Origin of the sequence: Aliamphritea ceti (assembly GCF_024347215.1) — a bacterium.
Classification (GTDB): Bacteria; Pseudomonadota; Gammaproteobacteria; order Pseudomonadales; family Balneatricaceae; genus Amphritea; species Amphritea ceti.
On the sequence record NZ_AP025282.1, the window covers coordinates 18,932 to 40,201 of the forward strand.

The 21,270-nt window shown below is 47.4% G+C and carries 17 protein-coding genes; 5 read left to right on the forward strand and 12 right to left on the reverse strand.

The annotated features are described in order from the left end of the window. Positions 1 to 13 precede the first annotated feature (13 nt). Positions 14 to 2,701, reverse strand: coding sequence for a pyruvate dehydrogenase (acetyl-transferring), homodimeric type (gene aceE / locus OCU49_RS00080; protein ID WP_261842990.1), 2,688 nt, complete (start codon positions 2,699 to 2,701; stop codon positions 14 to 16). A gap of 391 nt (positions 2,702 to 3,092) precedes the next feature. Further along, a complete protein-coding gene (gene megL, locus OCU49_RS00085) occupies positions 3,093 to 4,289 on the reverse strand; it encodes a methionine gamma-lyase (RefSeq protein ID WP_261842991.1) in 1,197 nt (398 codons plus the stop codon). A gap of 188 nt (positions 4,290 to 4,477) precedes the next feature. Here megL and OCU49_RS00090 point away from each other — a divergent pair, with 188 nt between their 5' ends. Then, entirely contained in the window at positions 4,478 to 4,960 is a 483-nt protein-coding gene (locus OCU49_RS00090; protein ID WP_261842992.1) for an Lrp/AsnC family transcriptional regulator, read from the forward strand. Between the two features lie 150 nt (positions 4,961 to 5,110). On the opposite strand, the gene OCU49_RS00095 is transcribed toward OCU49_RS00090, so the two are convergent. From OCU49_RS00095 to dctP, 9 genes are all read right to left on the reverse strand, one after another. Beyond that, positions 5,111 to 6,493 carry a dihydrolipoyl dehydrogenase gene (locus OCU49_RS00095; protein WP_261842993.1) on the reverse strand — a complete coding sequence of 461 codons (1,383 nt, stop codon included), beginning with the start codon at positions 6,491 to 6,493 and terminating at the stop codon, positions 5,111 to 5,113. A gap of 67 nt (positions 6,494 to 6,560) precedes the next feature. Further along, entirely contained in the window at positions 6,561 to 8,189 is a 1,629-nt protein-coding gene (locus OCU49_RS00100) for an acyl-CoA synthetase (protein WP_261842994.1), read from the reverse strand. Next, positions 8,190 to 9,005, reverse strand: a complete 816-nt coding sequence (locus OCU49_RS00105; RefSeq protein ID WP_261842995.1) for an enoyl-CoA hydratase — start codon at positions 9,003 to 9,005, stop codon at positions 8,190 to 8,192. It abuts the gene before it with no gap. Positions 9,006 to 9,035: 30 nt separating this feature from the next. Then, the gene (locus OCU49_RS00110) at positions 9,036 to 10,178 is read right to left on the reverse strand and encodes a glycine cleavage T C-terminal barrel domain-containing protein (protein WP_261842996.1); all 1,143 of its coding nucleotides are present in this window, start codon (positions 10,176 to 10,178) and stop codon (positions 9,036 to 9,038) included. A 264-nt stretch (positions 10,179 to 10,442) separates the two neighbouring features. After that, entirely contained in the window at positions 10,443 to 10,937 is a 495-nt protein-coding gene (locus OCU49_RS00115; RefSeq protein ID WP_261842997.1) for an Lrp/AsnC family transcriptional regulator, read from the reverse strand. A gap of 289 nt (positions 10,938 to 11,226) precedes the next feature. Beyond that, the gene (locus tag OCU49_RS00120; RefSeq protein ID WP_261842998.1) at positions 11,227 to 12,006 is read right to left on the reverse strand and encodes an alpha/beta fold hydrolase; all 780 of its coding nucleotides are present in this window, start codon (positions 12,004 to 12,006) and stop codon (positions 11,227 to 11,229) included. A gap of 10 nt (positions 12,007 to 12,016) precedes the next feature. Further along, positions 12,017 to 13,318 (reverse strand): TRAP transporter large permease, encoded by a 1,302-nt coding sequence (locus tag OCU49_RS00125; RefSeq protein ID WP_261842999.1) that lies wholly within the window; start codon positions 13,316 to 13,318, stop codon positions 12,017 to 12,019. After that, the gene (locus OCU49_RS00130) at positions 13,318 to 13,830 is read right to left on the reverse strand and encodes a TRAP transporter small permease (RefSeq protein ID WP_261843000.1); all 513 of its coding nucleotides are present in this window, start codon (positions 13,828 to 13,830) and stop codon (positions 13,318 to 13,320) included. The genes OCU49_RS00125 and OCU49_RS00130 overlap by 1 nt, the downstream gene beginning before the upstream one ends. A 32-nt stretch (positions 13,831 to 13,862) precedes the next feature. Next, a complete protein-coding gene (dctP, locus tag OCU49_RS00135; protein WP_261843001.1) occupies positions 13,863 to 14,858 on the reverse strand; it encodes a TRAP transporter substrate-binding protein DctP in 996 nt (331 codons plus the stop codon). Between the two features lie 349 nt (positions 14,859 to 15,207). Between dctP and OCU49_RS00140 the strand changes: the two genes are divergently transcribed. Continuing rightward, a complete protein-coding gene (locus OCU49_RS00140; protein WP_261843002.1) occupies positions 15,208 to 16,125 on the forward strand; it encodes a LysR family transcriptional regulator in 918 nt (305 codons plus the stop codon). Here OCU49_RS00140 and OCU49_RS00145 read toward each other — a convergent pair. Next, the gene (locus OCU49_RS00145) at positions 16,122 to 17,018 is read right to left on the reverse strand and encodes a LysR substrate-binding domain-containing protein (protein ID WP_261843003.1); all 897 of its coding nucleotides are present in this window, start codon (positions 17,016 to 17,018) and stop codon (positions 16,122 to 16,124) included. The genes OCU49_RS00140 and OCU49_RS00145 overlap by 4 nt on opposite strands. Before the next feature lie 195 nt (positions 17,019 to 17,213). Here OCU49_RS00145 and cuyA point away from each other — a divergent pair, with 195 nt between their 5' ends. From cuyA to OCU49_RS00160, 3 genes are all read left to right on the forward strand, one after another. Continuing rightward, positions 17,214 to 18,224: a D-cysteate sulfo-lyase gene (gene cuyA, locus OCU49_RS00150; RefSeq protein WP_261843004.1), complete on the forward strand. Its 1,011-nt coding sequence runs from the start codon at positions 17,214 to 17,216 to the stop codon at positions 18,222 to 18,224. A 170-nt stretch (positions 18,225 to 18,394) separates the two neighbouring features. Then, entirely contained in the window at positions 18,395 to 19,039 is a 645-nt protein-coding gene (locus OCU49_RS00155) for a GntR family transcriptional regulator (protein ID WP_261843005.1), read from the forward strand. 309 nt (positions 19,040 to 19,348) lie between these two features. Then, positions 19,349 to 21,229, forward strand: a complete 1,881-nt coding sequence (locus OCU49_RS00160; RefSeq protein ID WP_261843006.1) for a methyl-accepting chemotaxis protein — start codon at positions 19,349 to 19,351, stop codon at positions 21,227 to 21,229. Positions 21,230 to 21,270 lie beyond the last annotated feature (41 nt).

Sequence of the window (21,270 nt, forward strand, 5' to 3'; positions counted from 1 at the left end):
AATCTCCTCTGATTCAGATAGTGGCCGGATCGATCTTAGTTTCCGGGATGGCTAACGTTTGTCTGGCTTGATTTAAGGTGTCTTCCGGTAACAGGTTTTGCCGGTACAAGTTGGTGAGTGCTGCCCAGGCGATATAGCGGGCATCTACTTCAAAATGATCCCGCAGGCTTGGTCTGCTTTCGCTTAAACCGAAACCGTCGGTACCAAGTGCTGTAAAACCTTTAGGAAACCAGCGCGCAATGCCATTAGGTAAGGATTTAACAAAATCACTGACGGCGACAAAGGTGCCCTGCTCATCGGCGAATAACTTTTCAATATAGTTTTGCTGAGGTTGTAGCGGATTTAGCAGGTTATGTCGTTCGACAGACTGAGCCTCGCGGACGAGCTGGTTATAGCTGGTAACGCTCCATATATCGGTACTGCATCCATATTCGCTGAGAATGTCAGCGGCCAGCAAGACTTCCTGCATTATGCTGCCACTGCCGAGTAAGTGGACTTTATAGCCGTCATCAGTGTTTTTTCTGAAACGATACACGCCCTGTAAAACGGCATCCTCAAGCGTTTCATCATAATCCTCAGGCAACCCGGGCATCTTGTAAGCTTCGTTATATAAGGTGATGTAATAAAAGATCTTTTCATCGTTCTGATACATACGCTTTATGCCATCACGAACGATAATTGCCAGTTCGTAGGCGAACGCCGGATCATAGCTGTATAAGTTAGGTACTGTCGCAGCAACGGCATGAGAATGACCGTCCTGATGCTGTAGCCCTTCCCCGTTCAGGGTTGTCCGACCCGCAGTACCACCCAGCAGAAAGCCTTTTGCCAGGCTGTCTGCACAAGCCCAGATCATGTCGCCAACCCGCTGGAAGCCGAAAATCGAGTAGAAGATATAAAATGGAATGGTGGGCACGCTATAGTTGGCATACGCGGTACCGGCTGCCAGAAATGAGGCCATTGCCCCTGTCTCACAGATACCTTCTTGCAATAGCTGACCGTCTTTTGCTTCTTTGTATGGCAGTAAACTGCTTGAGTCTACCGGCTTATATTTTTGTCCCTGGCTGGAGTAAATACCAAATTTATTAAACAGTGACTCCATGCCAAAAGTGCGCGCCTCGTCTGGCACAATCGGTACGATATATTTACCTAAGCTTTTATCTTTCAAAAGATTAGAAAGCATTTTTACAAACGACATAGTTGTCGACTGTTCCCGGCTGGTGCCTTTTATCGCGTCTTTAAAGAGGCTTAGCTCCGGTGCGGTTAATGCTGAAAATTTAGTTTTGCGTGAAGGTAAATAACCGCCTAGCTGCTGCCGTTGCTGATGCAGATATTGCAGCTCTGGGCTGTTTGCTTCCGGCATGTAAAGTTGTGCATCGGCTAGGGCTTCATCACTCAGGGGAATACCAAACCGACGTCCGATTTCAATGCGTTCTTCGGCACTGAACTGTTTCTTCTGGTGGCTGGTATTCTGGCCTTCGGCTGAAGCGCCCATGCCATCACCTTTGACCGTCTTCATTAAAATAACGGTGGGTTTACCATTGCTTTGCAGTGCCTGGCTGAAGGCCGCAAAGATTTTCTGACGATCCTGCCCGCCACGCTTAATGCAACGTATTTGCTCATCGCTCAGAGTTTTCATTAACGCAGCCAGTCTGGCATCACCGTTTATCCAGTGATCGCGAACAGTAGGGCCATCGGATACGGTGTAGAACTGATAGTCACCGTCAACTGCCCTGTCCATACGTGTCTGTAATACGCCGTCAGTGTCCCGTGAAAACAGCTCGTCCCACTCGCTGCCCCAGATAACTTTAATGACATTCCAGCCTGCCCCGCGGTAACTGCTTTCCAGTTCCTGGATGATTTTGCCGTTGCCTCTCACAGGGCCATCCAGACGCTGTAAATTACAGTTGATTACCATCACCAGATTATCCAGGTTATCCCGGGTCGCCATATTAATAGTTCCCAGGACTTCCGGTTCATCGGACTCTCCATCGCCAATGAAACACCAGATTTTGCCGCTATCGGGTTCTTTTAAACCACGGTTTTCCAGATACTTCATAAACCGCGCCTGGTATATAGCCGACGGTGTGGACAGCCCCATCGATGCGGTTGGTCCCTGCCAGAAATCAGGCATTCGCCGGGGATGTGGATACGAACACAAGCCACCACCGGATTGCAGCTCACGACGAAAATTAGTGAGTTGTGAAGCACTGAGACGACCTTCAAGGAAAGCACGTGCATATATTCCGGGGGCTGCGTGAGCCTGGACCAGTAACTGATCGCCACCTTGGTTGTCCGGGTGGGTTCTGAAAAAGTGGCTGAAGCCCACTTCCAGCATGGTAGCCGCTGACTGGTAGGTGGCGATATGCCCACCCACGCCGGTACCCTGATCATTGGCTTTAAGCACCATGGCCAATGCATTCCAGCGGATGATGTTTTCCAGTTTTTGCTCTGTTTCGGTGTTGCCCGGGTATTCAGGTTGCTGGGCAATGGAAATAGTATTGCGGTAGGGAGTATTTAATGTAGCCTCCGCCAGGTCGATATTTTTTGCCAGCAAATCGTTTTGTAACAGCCTTAAAATATCGCGGCCGCGCTGACCACCCTGGGATGTTAATAAATCCTGTAAAGCATCCAGCCATTCCTGATTTTCTATGGTCAGGTCATCGTTGTTCAGACATTCAGTTATTCGGTTTACAGTATTCATTACAATTTCCCAAAAGCCGGTTAGCAAAGTAGTTATGGGCCTGGGTAAAGCCCTTGAGAGAGTCCGGGTGAGACGTAAAGGTCAGTCTGGTTGACTGCATCAAGGCTAAGGAATGGGTAATCCCTTCTTTGATCTGGCTAATAATTTAGCATCGATAGGCTAGTTAGAAATTTCAAAAAAAATGCGGATATAGCGATTTACTAGTGATGTGAGCCAATAAATAATTATGTATTGGCAGCTTTCACTTCTCGGTTGTTTAAACCGATAAATTGTCACTAACGCGTTGTTTAGACTTTGATGCTTGAAAGGTGCTTACAAGAAGGGAATCGGGGAATGAAACATAGTGATTGCGTGGCGCTTAACCGCCACGCATCAGAGCAGCTGCTATGTGTTAAACATCCTCTAAGGCCTGAGTCAGATCTGAGCAAATATCTGCAAAAGATTCCAGACCGGCGGAAAGCCTCACTAAGCCTTCACTGATATCATGTCTGGCCCGTTCTTCAATGCTATATGTTGCGTGGGTCATACTGGCGGGGTGTTGGCAGAGAGTTTCTGCATCGCCAAGGCTGACTGCCCTTTTGATCATCTTCAGTTTGTTCATAAACTTAACTGCAGACGGATAGCCGCCCTTAAGTTCGAAGGCGATCATCCCGCCGCTGGCACTCATTTGGGTTTTGGCCAGTGAGTAAAACGGATTGTTTTGCAGGCCGGGATAATAGACGGATTCAATGGCGCCGTGTTGCAGTAGCCAGGTGGCGAGGGACTGAGCCGTTTCGCAGTGTCGTTGCATTCTCAGTTCGAGGGTTTTCAAGCCACGGAGAATCAGAAATACGGTCAAGGGTGCCACCGCCGCACCGGTCATATCTTTCAGGCCGACAACTCTGATCTGATCAACCAGTGCCTGTTTACCAACGACGGCGCCGGCAATCAGGTCGCCGTGCCCCCCCAGATATTTCGTCGCTGAATGCACCACAAGATCTGCCCCCATTGTCACAGGCCGCTGTAGTACTGGCGTGCAGTAGGTGTTGTCGACCACCACGGTAATGTCTGAGCGATAATGATGCACAGCGTCGCTGATTGCCTGAATATCCATAACCCGCATATTTGGATTAACCGGCGTTTCAAAATAAACCACTTTGGTGTTGCTGGTCAGCGCGGCCTGTAGTGCTTCTATGTCTGTGAAATCAACGAACTCAACGTCAATGCCAAATTTTGTCAGGCCGTGTTGGAAGTATGCAAACGTACAGCCATATAAGGTTTTATCGGCAATCACTTTGTCACCCTGCTCCAGTAGTGACCACATCGTTGCTGTAATGGCCCCCATGCCTGAAGCGGTAACCAGACAGGCTTCTGCTTCTTCAAGATCTGCCAGCCGTACCTCAAGTAATTCCTGTGTCGGATTAGATATACGGCTGTAGAAATGCCCGGACTCTTCACCGGCAAAGCGTGCCGCTCCCTGCTCTACATTGTCGAAGCAGAAAGTAGAGGTCATGTAGACAGGTGGATTTAAAGCCCCATGGTTTTCAGCAGCCTCGTAGCCTGTGTGTATTGCGCGTGTTGAAAATGACTGCTTGTTATTGTTGTACATGATCTTCTCCACTTAAAAAATGTGTTTTGAGATTCTGCAGGGCGATGCGGTAATAACCGGCGACCTTGAACAGGAAAAAACTAAGTGGTAAGAATAGCTATTATTAACTAGCCAATATGATCATATTTAAGAGTTAAAATTTATTTATTGGCACAAAAAACTAAAAATAACTAAAAAAGTGGTGAATTATGTCAGTCAAAAAATTAGACCGGATTGATCGCCGAATTCTTGAAGAAATTCAGCGAGACGGCAACATCAGTAATCTTGAATTGGCTGAGAAAGTTAATCTATCACCTTCACCCTGCTCTCGAAGAGTCCGTTTACTCGAGGAAGCTGGCATTATCGACCGTCAGGTAACCCTGTTAAATAAGACAGCCCTGGGCTTGCCACTGACGGTTTACATTCATGTCAGCCTGGAAAAGCAGCGACCCCAAACCCTGGAAAATTTTGAACGTCTGATTACTGGGTATAACGAAGTTCAGGAATGTGCACTGATCACCGGTGGTGACGCCGACTATGTTCTGAAAGTCCTGATGCCAGACATGTCTTATTATGAAAATTTTCTGCTTAAAGAATTAAATCAGATTGATGGTGTGTCGAGTATCCGTACCAGTTTTGTGATGCGACAGGTGATTAGCCGAACAGAACTGCCACTGTCACACATTACGTAACCCTGTTTTTTTTAAAATCAGGTCCGAAAACTGATCTAATCTGGCACAGGTCATTATTGTGTAGATGAAGAAAAAAGCAGCCCGTGAGCTGCTTTTTTAAGACGAATAACGAAGGAGCGTGTGTCTCTTTGTCTGAAGGTAATTCCAGGTTTATTTGAGCTGGAATCTGGCGTTGTTTAAGGCTTTTTTTAATACTTCTTCTGCACTTGGATGGTAGATGGGCATTTCCAAAAACTGGTCAGCGGTCATCCTGTGTGTGATTGCCAGGGCAAGTAAGTGTGCGAGATGTTCTGCCTGATAGCCGAGTAATTCGGCACCAAGAATTTCACCGGAATATGCGTCCAGATAGACCTGAATACGTCCCTGAGTTTTTTTCCATACTTCATGTCTTGGGCTATTGAACGGCACGTCTCCAATGACTATTTCAGTGTTTCTGAGTTGTTGGAAACTCTTGCCAACGATGGCCATTTGAGGGTCAGTAAAGTAGATGCCTAACGGGGTTTTTCGTTGTGCCTTCTCTGCATTCGGGTAGCTTAGAGCGCTATTTCCTGCGATACGGCCTTCATCGTATGCTTCATGCCACAGCGGCAGATCATTGGTGGCATCGCCAGCTATGTATATTGGCAGGTTGCCGCACTGCATTGTCTGAGGATCGAAATGTGGGGTTCCTGCCTTATCCAGTTGTATATCCGTGTTGTGAATATTCATCCGGTCGGCATTCGAAACGCGCCCGGCAGCTACTAGTATGACGTCAAAGGTTTTAGTAATCACGCTGCCATTATGTTGCTCATATGCGATGACGACAGCGTCATTTTCTTCCCATGCTTCAACAATTCTACCTTGCGGGTAAATGTCTAATTCATCGCTCAGGCACTCGAGTGTTTCGGCTTGCAGGTCTGGATGACTCAGGTCGCCGATTTTTCCTGTGCGTCCATATAAGCTGGTTTTCACACCTAGCCGGTGCAAAGATTGCCCCAGCTCCAACGCAATAACCCCGAGACCTATAACCGCTATAGAGTCAGGCAGGTTATCGATCTCAAAGATGGTATCGCTGGTGAGGATTTTATTTTCCACTGATGTTAATTGCTTAGGAATGTAGGGTCGTGTTCCACAAGCAATAATGATTTTGTCAGCCTCGATAATTAAATCATCAGAGACCTGCAGCTGATTGTTAGAGATAAATTTTGCACAGCCCTGAAGTTTAAATTCAGTGGGTATCTTGTCGATTTGTTTCAATACATTGCCGACAAACTTATCAGCGCGATCTTGACGGATACGGTTAAAAACCTGAGTGCCATTTATGATTGGCTTACCGTGAACGCCAAATGGTGCTGCCTGTTGCATTTCATGGGCATGATCAGCAGCGGCTATAAGCATTTTGCTGGGCATACAGCCTACCCGGGCACAAGTGGTGCCGTATGGACCGTGCTGGATGATGACAAAATTATCAGTTTTGCGGCGAATTCTTGAGTAAGCACCGAGACCTGCGGTGCCAGATCCAATGATTGCGTATTCTACTTTTCTTATTTTCATAACTTAGTCATTCATTCGATTAATGAGTGAGCTTAAAGCTCAACAAAATGGCGAGCTTGATGATTGCTTACTTATTGGCGATTTCACTTGCTGTTTGACGCAGCATGAATTTTTGAATCTTTCCGGTAGAGGTTCGGGGAATCGCACAGAACTCAAAGTGGCCAGGTACTTTGTAACCGGCAAGCAGTTCACGGCACCAACTGATGAGTTGCTGGCTGGTTGCCTGGCCACCCTCTTTCAGTTCAACGAATGCACAGGGGCGTTCACCCCACTTCACATCGGGCATTGCAACAACAGCAACAACAGCGACTTCGGGGTGTTTATAAAGGGCATCTTCGACTTCGATTGAGGAAATGTTTTCGCCTCCGGAAATGATGATGTCTTTAGAGCGGTCTTTCAGCTGTATATAGCCATCCGGATGCATTACGCCAAGGTCGCCGGAATGAAACCAGCCTCCAGAAAACGCCTGCCGGGTCGCCTCTGGGTTTTTAAAATAGCCTTTCATGACTACATTGCCCCGAAACATGACTTCACCAATAGTCTGGCCATCATGTGGCACTGGCTGCATGGTTTCCGGGTTCAGTACGGCGAGGCCTTCTAATGGCAGGTAGCGCACGCCCTGTCGGGCTTTCAGACCTGCCTGTTCAGTGGTTGGCAGGTTATTCCATTGCTGATGCCAGTCATTCACGACCGCTGGCCCATAGGTTTCTGTCAGACCATAAAGGTGAACAACGTCGAAGCCTGCTGCACTCATATCCGTCAGTGTTTTTTCCGGTGGCGGTGCGGCGGCAGTTAAAAACTGTATTCGCTGTAACGGTTGCTGTGATCGTTGCTCCGCCAGAATTAATGACATGACAATGGGCGCGCCGCAAAGGTGGCTAACCTGATATTCGGTGAACGCATGCCAGATGGCATCTGCTCTTACCTGGCGCAGACACACATGTGTGCCTGCGACCGCTGATAATGTCCAGGGAAAGCACCAGCCGTTGCAATGAAACATGGGTAACGTCCATAAATAGACGGCATGTTTTTGCATTGCTGTCGTGAGAGCATTGCCCTGCGCTAGTAAGTAAGCTCCACGGTGGTGTGAGACGACGCCTTTGGGGTCTCCAGTGGTGCCTGATGTATAGTTTATTGAGATAGCATCCCACTCATCATCAGGCATCAGCCATTGAAACTCTGCATCCCCTGTTATCAGCAGGGCTTCATAATCTAGCGCAGAGGTTACGCTGCGTTCACCCTGGAATTCCACATCGTCATAAGCGATCAGCAATGGCTGAACCGAAGCGGTTTTTAATGCCTGCTGCATGACGGGCATATATTCAGTATCAACAATAACGATACGTGCGTCTGCGTGATCCAGCTGAAATGCAACGGTTGCCGGATCCAGACGGGTATTAATTGAGTGCAGCACAGCGCCACACATTGGAACGCCATAATGACATTCCAGCATGGCCGGCGTATTTGCCAGCATGACCGATACTGTGTCCCCCCGGCTAATATTCTGTGAGGCCAGTGCTGAGGCTAGCTGCCGGGAACGGGCATAAAATTGCTGGTAAGTTCTGCGTAAATTGCCGTGGATAATGGCTGTCTGATCAGGAAAGACGCTTGCTGCACGCTCTAAAAAACCGATAGGTGTCAGCGGCTGAAAGTTCGCAGGATTGCGGTCAAGGTTGAGATTGTAAGGATTAGTCATTTACTGATCACTCCATTGCGGTGCGCGCTTTTCAATAAAGGCATTAATGCCTTCTTCAGCATCTTTTGCGAGCATGTTTTCAACCATCACATCCGCACAAAAATCATAGGCTTGCGATAAGGATTGCTCACGCTGTTGGTAAAATGCCTGCTTGCCTATTGCCAGTGTTTTACTCGATTTAGCCGCAATTTTGCCTGCCACATCCATGACTGTTGTTGTCAGTTCACTGGCATCAGCAATGCGGTTTATCAGGCCGGTTTCAGCGGCGCGCTGTGCAGAAATCATATCGCCGGTGAGTAGCATTTCCATGGCATGTTTATTGGCAATATTGCGGGACAGTGCCACCATAGGTGTTGAGCAAAACAAACCGATATTTACACCAGGTGTGCTAAATACTGCTGAATCGCTGGCATATGCCAGATCACAACTGGCTACCAACTGACAGCCTGCTGCCGTAGCCACGCCAGAAACTTCGGCAATAACCGGTTTGGGATTATTCACAATGGCTTGCATTGTGGTGCTGCACATAGACATAATTTTGCCAAAATAATCACGACCATTATCAGCATCCTGACGTCCCAGCGTTAACTCTTTGAGGTCGTGTCCGGCACAGAATACCGGGCCGTTGGCTGCCACTACGATGACTCTGACAGCCGGGTTTTCAGCGGCATCATTCAGTGCCTGACTGAGCTGGGTTAACATTGCCTCAGATAAGGCATTACGCCTGGCAGGGTTGTTCATCGTAAGCCGGAGTATGCCTTGCGCGTTGTTGTTGGCTAACACAATCGGTTCTGCGTTCAGGTTATTGGTGGTCATATTCAGATACCCTGCCTTGCGTCGTTTTGATTAGCTGGCTGCTAATTGTTTTTTTGGATCAAAGAACGGCTTTTCAGCAACTGTTGCAGTTATATCGCCGTTTGGCGTTTTAACTTTGAGAACGGTACCGGTTGGGGCAAATTCAGTATCGACCATTGCCAGTGCAATATTCTTTTCCAGGCGAGGTGAAAAGATGGCTGATGTCACTTTACCGATTTGCTGACCTTCTGACTCTAAAGGCCAGTAGCGGGTGTTTGATCCCGTTATAGCCGGACCGTCGATGATTAAGCCAACATGCCGGCGGCTAACGCCATCCTGGCGCACTTTTTGTAGCGCAGGTTTACCAATAAAATGGAAATCAGCATTCAGATCTATCAGCCGGTCCATGCCTAACTCGTACGGGTTGGTTTTGATGTCCATATCGGCATGGTAAGACAGCATACCGCCTTCAATACGGCGGATTGAGGATGTATGGCCCGGTTGCAGGCCAAAAGGCTGCCCTGCTGTCATGATTTTTTCCCACAGCTCATCCCCTTTTGAGTTGTCACGCAGGTATAGCTCGTAACCAAGCTCACTGGACCAGCCAGTACGGGACACAATTAGCGGGATACCATCAAGATCGTATTCTTGCAGCCAGTAATATTTCAAATCTGTAATGCTGTCGCCAAATAAAGCCTGCATGACTTCACCGGATTTTGGGCCCTGTAGCTGCAAGGGTGAAACATCTGGCTCACAAATGGTTACGTCCAGACCCGAGTTTACTGCGACGCCCTGCGCCCAAAATAAGACATCGCTATCGGCCAGTGAGATCCAGAAATGATTCTCTGCCAGGCGAAGCAGAATTGGATCATTGAGGATGCCGCCCTCAGCATTGGTAAGCAGTACATATTTGCACTGGCCCACGGCGCATTTTGAGAGATCACGCGGGGTTAACAGCTGTACAAACTTTGCTGCATCTGGCCCGGTTATTTCTACCTGACGCTCTACCGCTACGTCACAAAGAATGGCGTGATTCACCAGATTCCAGAAATTTTCTACCGGGTTACCGAAGTCTCTGGGGATATACATATGGTTATAGACCGAAAAGTCTTTCGCGCCCCAGCGTACAGTAGCGTCAAAGTAAGGAGATTTTCTGATCTGTGTACCAAAGCCGAACTCTTTTTGTGTCGTCACTTTCTTATCCTTATATGTGTGTTAACGAGTCTGAAACGGCAAACTTCCTGCCAGACTCTATGTTTATCAGCATATGACAGAGCAGTGATTTAGGTGGGCTAAAGACGCGTAGCACTGAGACAGTTAAGACTTAATCTGCAGCTTATTAAGACCATTCGGACTTAAGTAACGGAAATTGATCCCATAGATGGACGGAATCATGACTCGGGCTTGTAAAACCTGGTGCTGGAACTTGCGGCGGCGTATAGAAGACGGGTGATCAGTTTACTTTGAATGCGGGACGTTCAGAAGTTTTGGCAGATTAGGCACTGAGGATTTTATCTTTCGTGTGAGTATGTAAATAAAGTAACGGTCGATGCCTATTTCTGCTGTTAACAGCTGATCAATCAGATTCTGAAAGTCGCTCAGGTTGCGGGTAATAACTTTCATAACGTAATCTGATCCGCCACCGGTAGCGTCACACTCTATGACTTCATCAATTTTCTGTATGTAAGCTTCAAAACGGTCGAAGTCAGATTTCTGATGTGTTTTCAGAGAAATAGTGACAACTACTTTTGTCAGATCAGCGATACGCTCAAGATCAATTTCAGTTTTGTAGCCAATAATTAATCCTGAACGTTTCAGTTTATTTAAGCGAACCCAGCAAGGTGTAGGCGACAGATTCACCAACTCTGCCAGTTGTGATTTACTGGTTTTACCGTGTTGCTGTAACACAGATAAGATACGTATATCTATAATATCTAAGGCATCTTTTTTCATATTTGTTTTATTTTTAAAAGTGACGGTGAAATCAGCTGTGCAGATTAATACAGCATATATGAGCAGAGAATCTGCAAGGATAATGGCATTTCTGTGAATGGATGTGAACAGCTTTTCTTAGCTGTGCTGCCTGTTGATTTGTCAGTAATTTGTGCCTTAAAAAATGATGCTTGATCGCCTTAATGTGTAACAGTCATTTAAGAATATGTTTTGTTTAACGCGTAAAAAAGCAGCCGGATGGCTGCTTTTTGTCACTAAAGGTTTAAACCGTGTATCTGCAATGTCAGTCTTAGCTATCTTTGGTGATACCTGACTGGCCAATATTCTTAATAAGAAAGTCCCGGATTATCTGATTAAACAGCTCTGGTTTCTCAAGGTGGGCGTTATGCGAACAGCCCGGTAATACGGCAAGATTTGTATCATCTATGTTTTCCCACAAAGTGTGCGGCTGTTGCCATATATAGCTTCTGTCTTTGTCTCCCCATACCACCAGTGTTGGCGACTGGATCTGACTCAGGCGTTCTACCGAGCTCCAGTCATTCATGGCCTTTAAGGCGTTAACGTAAGACTGTAATGAAACAGGCTGAGCGAGCGCCATCCCCGAAGTATAGTGGTCGTCTTGCTTCCCTTTTATAAACCAGCTTTCTACGGTATAGGCTTTCGCTTCTTCAGTGCCATCCTGTAGCACTTTCTGTCGCGATGTCTCTAATGGTTCGAAACGCCCGGGCAGGTCTCCCATCGGGCCTGTTCCGTAAAGTACCAGCCGGTTAACTCTGTCCGGTGCTTTGAGTGCGATCTCCTGGGCGATCATGCCCCCCATAGAGTGACCGACCAGATGGAAGCTGCTAATGCCGATGGCATCCAGCCGGGCTAATACTGCATCCGCGAAATCAGCGACTTTATCACAGCCAGTTAACTCGGTTTCGCCACCGTAGCCCGGTAAGTCCATGGCAATAACTTCAAAGTGGTTACTGAGCCCTTCTATCTGCTTCTCCCAATATGAGAGACCGCTCAAAAATCCATGTACAAATACTAATGCAGCACCCTTACCTACGCGGATACAGCCCATAATTTATCTCCTAATCCATGATATCCGGTAGCCATAACGCTATTTCAGGGAACCAGATCATCAGTCCTAACAACACCACCAGAGAGCCAATAAACGGCAGGCAGCCAATCATTACGTCACCTATGGTTATCTGTTTGCGTGCCAGTGCCTGAATGACATACAGATTCAATCCTACCGGGGGTGTGAGTACGGCGACCTCCATCGTGATGGTGTAAATGACACCGAACCAGATGAGATCAAACCCGGCAGCTGATACCAGTGGGTACAGCGTCGGTAAGGTAATGAACGTCATCGAAACCGGTTCCAGAAACATACCGAGAATGATGTAAAAAACGATGATGACCAGCAGGACTAAATACGGTGACAGCTCCATGGCTATAAATAAGTTAGTGAACTGCTGTGGCACCCGGTAATAGGTCATGACAAAACCAAACAGGACCCCTGCGGAAAGAAGCAGGCCCAGATATCCCATGGTTTTCATGGTTGATTTCAGAGCTTCCAAAAATCCCTGGACGTTAAGCCCGCCGACTGTAAACGCGAGTATCAGTGTTGCTACACAGGAAACCGCAGCGGCTTCTGTGGGTGTGGCGATACCGGTGTAAATTGAAACAGTGATGATCAGGCCGATAAGAATGACCGGGAGTACGGCACTTAACGCCAGCCCCCATGGAATCGGGACACTGTCATCCTGAGACGGTATATCTTTAGGGTATAACCACCCCCAGATAGCAACGATGATGACAAAAAATGACACCAGAATGACACCCGGGATGATACCGGCGATGAATAATTCGCCAATCGACTGATCGGTCACTATGCCATAGAACAGCAATATCAGGCTGGGCGGAATTAATACACTCAGGGTACCGCCGGCAGCCAGAACTCCGCTGGATAAGCGCTTGCCGTAGCCGAGCTTTAACATCTCAGGTAAGGCGACACCACCGATTGTCAGTGAGCCAACCATGCTGGAGCCACATACGGCACCGAAGCCAGCGCAGGCACCAATACTGCCATATGCTGCAGCACCTTTAATTGGCACTTTACTGTGCATAAACCAGAACAGATTAGGGCCTATTGCGGAGCGCCCTATGAGTTCTCCAAGCAGTACAAATAAAGGTACGGCGAGCAGAATATAATCGACCCATACACCCCAGAGTTTCAGCTCTGCGGTGATCAGTGAAGTCGACAGACTTTGAATACTTAGCAAAAACGGAATTGATGCTGCCGCCAGCGCAAAAGGTATAGGTAAACCAATTGCGATAAAAAACACCAGTAATCCCAGCAAACCTAAACCAACGGTATACCACTCCATTATTCGGTCTCCTGACTGTTAGGCTCAAGATCATCCGGGTGCTTGTAAATCAGCAAACGTACCAGTGCCAGTAAGGTAAAACTGAGCAGTGATAACGCGACTGGAATCCAGAAATAAAACCTTGGCCAGAGTAAAATTTCAGAGGCCGCGCCGGAATGGAAAGCCCGGTATGCAGCTTCACAGGCAGCAACGCTGAAAAACGCACCGATTAAAACCATGACCAGTAAATTCAACCGGTCAATAATGCGTTGAACAGGTTTTGCCAGAGCATCGCGTAACAGCGTGACTTTTGGATAAGCATCAATGCTTAATGCATAGGCCAGTCCAAAGAATGCGACGGGTACCAGCATCAGTGCTGTTGCTTCAGTAACCATCCTGTCTGGCTGGTTCAGTACATAGCGCACAAAAACCCCGTAACTTATCCAAAATGCCTGTACGATGACGAGTGCTGCGCCGCAATACAGCAGTATTTTTGCAAGTCGCTCAAGACCCGCTGCACATGTCTGTTGCATACCAAGACCTCCAATCCGATTAGCCGTTAAACTTAGTTTGCGTGCTTCGCAAATAAAGCTCTGACTTTGTCGGCCATAGGCTGGCCACACTCAGCATTTACCTGTTCATCCCAGCTGGCCTGAACACTGTCTATCAGCTTGTGCCGTTGTTCCTGAGATACACTGACGGCTGCGCCCTGTCCTTTCATAACCGCATTGCCAACACGCTGGTCAACCCAGTCTTCGTAACGGGGTTTTAACCATTGTTCTGCTTCATTAGCGGCGGCCATTAGTGCTTTCTGGTTATCCGGACTCAGGCTGTCGAATTTATCCTTGTTCATCATGTACATGATGTTGCCGTAGAACAGATTAGCGTTAACCATGTATGGCATAACGTTCCAGAGTTTCCACGAGCTGTAAGTGGCAACGCCCATGTTAATGCCGTCGACGACGCCCCGTTCTGCAGACTGGAATACTTCACGTGGTGCAACAAATACTGGCTGGCCACCCCAGGCTTCAATCATGCTGCTAACCAGAGGGCCTATGGAACGTACCAGCTTTCCGTCAAGGTTATCCAGAGAATCGATAGGCTCTTCAAACCACCATTCCTGGTCGTAGGAGTAGTTCGAGTTAATGAGGGGGACGAGACCTACGTTAGCTGCTTCATCGCGTATAAGTTCTGCGTATTCGGCATCCAGTGCGATCTGGTTTTCCAGGCTGACTGCAACAGGGTAAAGCGAGGTGACACGGTAGCAACCAAGGCGTTTGTCGGCAGGAATCCAGCTAACATCGGAGACACCGCCCTGTACTGAATCAACACCTTCACTCCAGCCATGCAGAGTCGCTGATGGGAATATTTGCACATCCAGATCGCCATTCGATTTCTCACTGGCCAGCTCTGCAAATTTTTGAAAACCTTCGTAGCGAATATCGGATTCATTTACGTAAGTTGATAAGCGAATAGTTTCTTTTGCCTGAACCATACCGCTGGATACTGCCAGCATGACCGCACCGGCGATAACACTCTTTCGTAAAGATTTGGTGTTCATCAGAACCTCCTGTTTATTGTTATTTTTTACGCTTCACACGCTCAGGCAGGAAAAACGACACTGGCGTATGCCTATCAGTATTCGATTATTTTTTTGTGCTTGGCCAATGCTCATTCGGACTGCTGCTATTCCGAATTTGCAAAGACCCAACAGATTAGAGGGATAATCAGCAGGTGGTTTTTAGGAGAGAGCTTCGGAATGAAAAAATAAAAAGTCTATAAATATTAGACGGTTACGGGAACGACATTTAAAGCAGGAATGGGCACTTTAATCCGACCCACTCTTGCACGCTGAGTGAGCCTCAGGCATGGTAATTACACCTGATAAGTCACTCAGAGACGGAAAACCCGTGGATATCAAACTTCTTGAAGACTTTGTTTGTCTGGCTACTTTGCAGAATTTCACAGCTGCTTCCCGGCAACGTCACGTTACGCAGTCGGCGCTTAGCCGACGTATAAAAGCGCTGGAAGAATGGTTAGGTACGCCATTGATTAACCGCGACAGTAACGGTTTTGCCTTAACCCCGCAGGGGGATGCTTTTGTCACTGAAGCGGAGGCTATTTTGCGGCGCCTGTATAACGCCAGAGAAGCCGTCAGGGCTTTAGGTGCAAATGGTGATAATGAAATTACAGTTGCTGCGCAGAACTCGATAGCGCAAACTTTTTTTCTGAGTTGGGTGAAGCGTTTAGAAACCCGCTTGGATTCGGTATACGTCAGGCTGATTTCAGAAAAACTGAGTGACTGTATCGATTTGCTGACACAGGGACATGTGGATTACATGTTCTGCTACGCGCATCCGGCGATTAATCTGCCGATAGACGATCAGAAATTTACCTATACCACTATCGCGACCGATTCATTGGTGCCGGTGTCCGCTGTTGCTGCGAACAACAAACCTGTGTTCCAGCTACCCGGTGATATCAGTGAACCGGTTCCCTTCGTTGCTTATACTCATGACTCAATTTTTGGCCAGGCGGTTGATCATCTGTTACAGGATAAAGATCACACCAGTTACTTGTCCCGTCGTTATGAGAATGCTTTTTCACATACGTTGAAATCAATGGCTCTGGAGGGGCTAGGCTTTGCCTGGTTACCTCATTCTTCGATCAAAACAGAGTTACAGGATGGCAGGTTGTGCCGTGCTGGTGGGGAGCACTGGGATATTCAGTTTGATATTCGTTTATACAACCATCATGCAGCCGAGTCGCCCCGGGAAAACGCGGTGAAAGAAACTACCCTTGAGATGGCCGGAGAAGTCTATTTTTAGAATGATGTTTGCGCCTCAGATAATACTTGCTGCCAGATAGTATCAATGACTGGTTGCTCTGCGCTGTCACTGCGATAAAGCATGATTTTTAAGGCCAGTTGCGGCAGTTGCTTATTTATCCGGATAAGACTGCCCTGCTGTAGCTCCCGGGCAATAACTTTTTCAGGCAGCCATGCCAGTCCGTTGCCGGATATGGCGAGTGCTTTCAAACCTTCCACCAGCGCGTTTTCATACTGCAGCTGAAAATCCATGCCTGGCAGACAGTCGCGTTGAATTAAGCGTCCGAAAAAAGATTCTTCCGGGTAGTTCAGTAATGCCACAGGGCCAGGATATTCAGGTGAATGTAACGGCTGTCCCTGGGTATCAGGTGCTGACACCGGTATCAGACGGTCTTCCCCCACTTGCTGGCTCAGAATTGCTTCACCTTCGAGTTGGGGGAATATATGCGCTGAGTGATAACAGAGTAGAAAATCACATTGTCCGGATAATAGAGTATCAAGGCAGTCATGCAGGTTGTGAGCATCAAGCCGGATGTGAGCATCTTCGGGCAGTGCGCTTAAGGTCTTCACCCATTCAGGAAAAAATGCTGCAGTTAAAGAATGCTGAGCAGCGAAAATTACCCGCTTATTGCCTGCTTCACGGCTGCGTAATTTTGCCCGGGTTGTGTAAAAATCATCGACCCATTGCCGCGCCTGTGGAATGAATGCTTCACCCGTTTCAGTGAGCGCAGTGGGATATTGCTGGCGATCAACCAGCTCGACCCCCAGCCAGTTTTCAAGGCTTCGGATACGCCGCCCAAAGGCCGGTTGGGTAACACAGCGGTATTCAGCGGCTTTGGCAAACTTACCAAACTCAACCAGCGCGAGAAAATCTTCTAACCATTTCAATTCCATAATACCGGTCTCCTGGAAGGTTTGGGCAGCCGCTGAGTCAGTTCAGAAAAGCAGTCAAAAAAAGAACATGCCGAAAAGTACCAAAGTATACGAAAAACAGCATTGGTCAAGCCTTCAGCCCTGCTTCTAATATAACCGGACACTTAGCCTGACGTGTGTACAGCGCTAATCACCCATTCAGACCGGAGTATTCAGATGCACTTATCCCGTTTCCCCCGTTTACAATTTGCTCACCTGGCCACGCCGCTGGAACCAATGCCAAACCTAAGTAAATTACTTGGCGGTCCGAATTTATGGATTAAGCGTGATGACTGTACCGGACTGGCTGGTGGCGGTAACAAAACCCGGAAACTGGAATTCCTGATGGGTGAAGCAATCGCGCAGCAAGCGGATACCATCATTACTCAGGGGGCTACACAGTCCAACCATGCCCGCCAGACAGCTGCCATTGCCGCCAAGATGGGTATGGAATGCCATATTTTGTTAGAAGACCGTACCGGCAGCAAAGATGTTGATTACAACTACAACGGTAACGTACTGCTTGATCAGTTGTTCGGCGCGTCACTGAGTAAATTCCCTGCTGCAACTGATATGAATGCGGCTATGGAAGAACTTGCCTCTGAGCTGCGTGCTAAAGGCAAGAAGCCTTATATCGTACCAGGTGGCGGATCAAATACTGTTGGTGCACTGGGCTATGTGAATGCGGCTATCGAGTTGCTGACGCAGGCGAATGACATGCAGCTGAAAATCGATCATTTGGTACATGCGACAGGCAGCGCAGGTACTCAGGCTGGTTTGGTAACAGGTCTGGTTGCGACAAACAGCCAGATTCCAGTTTTGGGTATTGGTGTTCGGGCACCCCAGGAAACCCAGGAAGGTAATGTCTTTAAGCTGGCACAGGCAACCGCTGAGTATTTGAATATTCCGGGCGCGGTGAAGCGTGAAGACGTTGTTGCGAACTGCAACTACGTTGGTGAAGGCTACGGTATTCCAACTGAGAGTGGCATTGAAGCGATTGAGTTGTTTGCGCAGCAGGAATCAATTCTGCTGGACCCTGTGTATTCCGCAAAAGGTGCAGCTGGTTTTATCGATTTGATTCGTAAAGGTCATTTTGCCGATGCTGAAAACATTGTCTTCCTGCACACTGGTGGCAGCCAGGCATTGTTTGGCTACCGTCAGGCTTTCAACTTGCCTGAATACAGCTAATTTCTGGCGAGACTGATGACGGCATTAGTTATCAGAATAATAAGGCAGCCTTCGGGCTGCTTTTTTGTATCTGGATTTAGGGTAAATACAGGGGGAATATCTACGCATAGATTTCTGATTCGGGTAACATTGTCTGACAATCTGTAACAGGCATTGGACGTTTACGAAGCATGAATAAATCAGCACTGATAAATAAGCGTAGTCTCGAAGATCAGGCTGCTGAGCTGATCCGGGAAGACATTATTAAAGGTGAACTGACACCAGGCACCCGTTTGGTTGAAACATCTCTGGCTAAGGAATACGGACTTTCCAGAGGTACTATTCGTATCGCGTTACATCAGCTTGGAGCTGAAAGCCTGATTACTCAGGTACCTTATGCCGGTTGGTCTGTATCACAGCTGGATGATCAGGATATCTGGGAGCTGTATACCCTGAGGTCCACACTTGAAAGTATGGCTGCACGTCTTGCAGCAGAAAAAATCAGTCCGGTGGGCGTAGAGAAATTACAGCGTGCTTACGCGAATTTGCTGGCCTGTTGTGAAGCTGCAGATTTCGGTGAGATAACCCGGGCAGATTTAGCGCTGCATAAAACGATTATTGATCTGTCTGGCCATGGGCGTTTGGCAAAGCAGTATCAGTTAATTGAAAATCAGCTGCTGAGCTATATTTCGGTGTCTAATCAGAGTTTTGATCCGGCAGTTGTCGGCAGCAGTCATAGAGCTTTGGTAGAGGCTATATGTGCTGGCCTGACAGATGTTGCAGCAGCAGAAGCCGTGAATAACATTACAGATTTCGGACCGTTGCAGCAGGGCTAAGTTTTTGGCATCAGATAGGTCTGACGCATTATTGCCATGTGTTTCATTGTTTAAGTTGTCCCCTCTTTCTTTCTCTTCTAGCCATTCTTTCTGCTCTTTTTCTTTCATTCTTTCTTTTTTTGGTGAGCAGGCAGCAATGCTGTGCACAGCATTTTATTACAGGTTATTTAATGATGATCAGAGCTGATTTACGAGCAGCTTCGTTTTATAAATAAGATATTTTTTGTATACAGAAAACGGTAGTTTTGTATTAACTATTGTTGCTTTGTTATGTTCACTCGCTGGTAGCATTAATCAGGCGGGTAATTTATGCAGTTAAAGAAGAAGTTGTACCTCAGTTTAATCCTTGCCATTGTCCTTCCGTTGGCAATTTCTATTTTTATTTTTTCGAATAACATCAAACAGCATGCGACAGAGAAACTGGTCAGCGATGATTTGCCGACAGCACTACAGGAAGTTCGTAATGCGATCGAGCTGGAACTGGCGGGACCGTTATTGGCATCGAAGGCTCTGGCTGAAAATACCTTTGTCAGAGACTGGATGATTGAGGGCGAAAACTCTGATGATAATCAGAAAATACGCGAATATCTCAGCAATATTAAGGCAAATAACCAGGCGTTATCTGCATTTATCGTTTCTGAAAAAAGCCGTAATTATTACTCCGATACCGGTTTAAGCCGGCAGGTAAGTCCGTCTGGCGATCAGTGGTTTTATAGTTTTTTACGCTCGGACAAACCCTTTGAGTTGGCGCTGGATATCGAAAAAACGCTTAATAAAGCGGCTGTCTTTATTAATTATGCCATCAGTATTGATGGCCAACGGGTGGCTATAGGTGGTGTAGGCCGCTCTCTTGATTCAATGGTGGCACTGATTGAGGCCTATAAAGTTGGTACTTCAGGCTTTGTATATCTGACGGATGCCAGTGGAGAAATTAAGCTGCATCCTGATCAGGCAATGATTGGTAGCTCGATACAGCTGGACAGCATCAGTAATGGTGCGGTGAATGAAGTATTACGTGGTGGCAGTACCTATATGATCGCCGGTATGCCGTTGCAGTCCCTGGATTGGTATCTGGTGGCTGAAACACCTAAGGAAGAGCTGTTTGCGGCAATTAACGGTGCTATTGCGCAGAGTGTGTTACTGGGTGTACTGATTGCGGTGATCGGGTTGATGTTCGCGCGGGTGCTGGTGAATCAGATCTTCAGACCTATCGAACAGATCAGTGAAGCAGTGAAAGATCTGACAGCTAATAATGGTGATTTGACAGCAAGACTGCCGATTAAAGAACGAAATGAAATCGGTATTCTGGCAGAACAGTTCAATCTGTTTTTGCAGCAACTGCACACGATGTTTATGCAGGTATCGGACACCGCCAATAATGTTAAAACGATAGCCGAACAGGTAACGGCAGAAGCTGGTAGTGCATCCGAACTATCGGAGCAGCAGTCGTTCAGTACTCAGACGGTTGCCGCAGCTGTGACTGAAATGGAGCAAACTGTGAAAGGCATTGCTGATAATGCCGGTCAGGCTTCTGATGTTGCCGAAACCAGTCAGACAGCGCTGTTACAGGGCAATGATTATGTGAATAACACCATTGAACAGATGAATGCATTGGAGCAATCAATAGGTTCTTCGGTGATGTCCGTTAATCAGCTAGCAGCAGAAATAGAGTCTATAACCAGTGTACTTGAAGTTATAAAAGGTATATCTGAACAGACTAATTTATTGGCGCTCAATGCAGCAATCGAAGCCGCCAGAGCCGGTGAACAGGGGCGTGGTTTTGCGGTGGTTGCCGATGAGGTTCGTACGCTCGCACAGCGTACATCTGAGTCTACTGAGCAGATCAATTCTATGGTTGTCAGCCTCAAAGCTAAAGCAGCAGGTGCTGTTACTTCTATTCAGCTGGGTAGCGAAAGCACTCGGCAAACAGCTGAAAGATTGTCTGAAACCGGGCATACATTACTGAATATTTCAGATGAGATTGTAAGTCTGACACAGATGAACAGTCAGATTGCTATCGCAACGCAGGAACAGTCTTTGGCGACTGAAGAGATCAATCAGACCATTGTGGTTATTTCTGATACGGCAGAAAACACCAAAGAAAATATGCAGCAATCCTCATCCTTGTGCCTGGAGTTACATTCCCAGGCGAAGGTGTTGGAAAGGCTGATAGGTAAGTTTACGCTATAACTTTGTTGTTATTTATACTGCCCTCAGTATCGCTGAGGGCA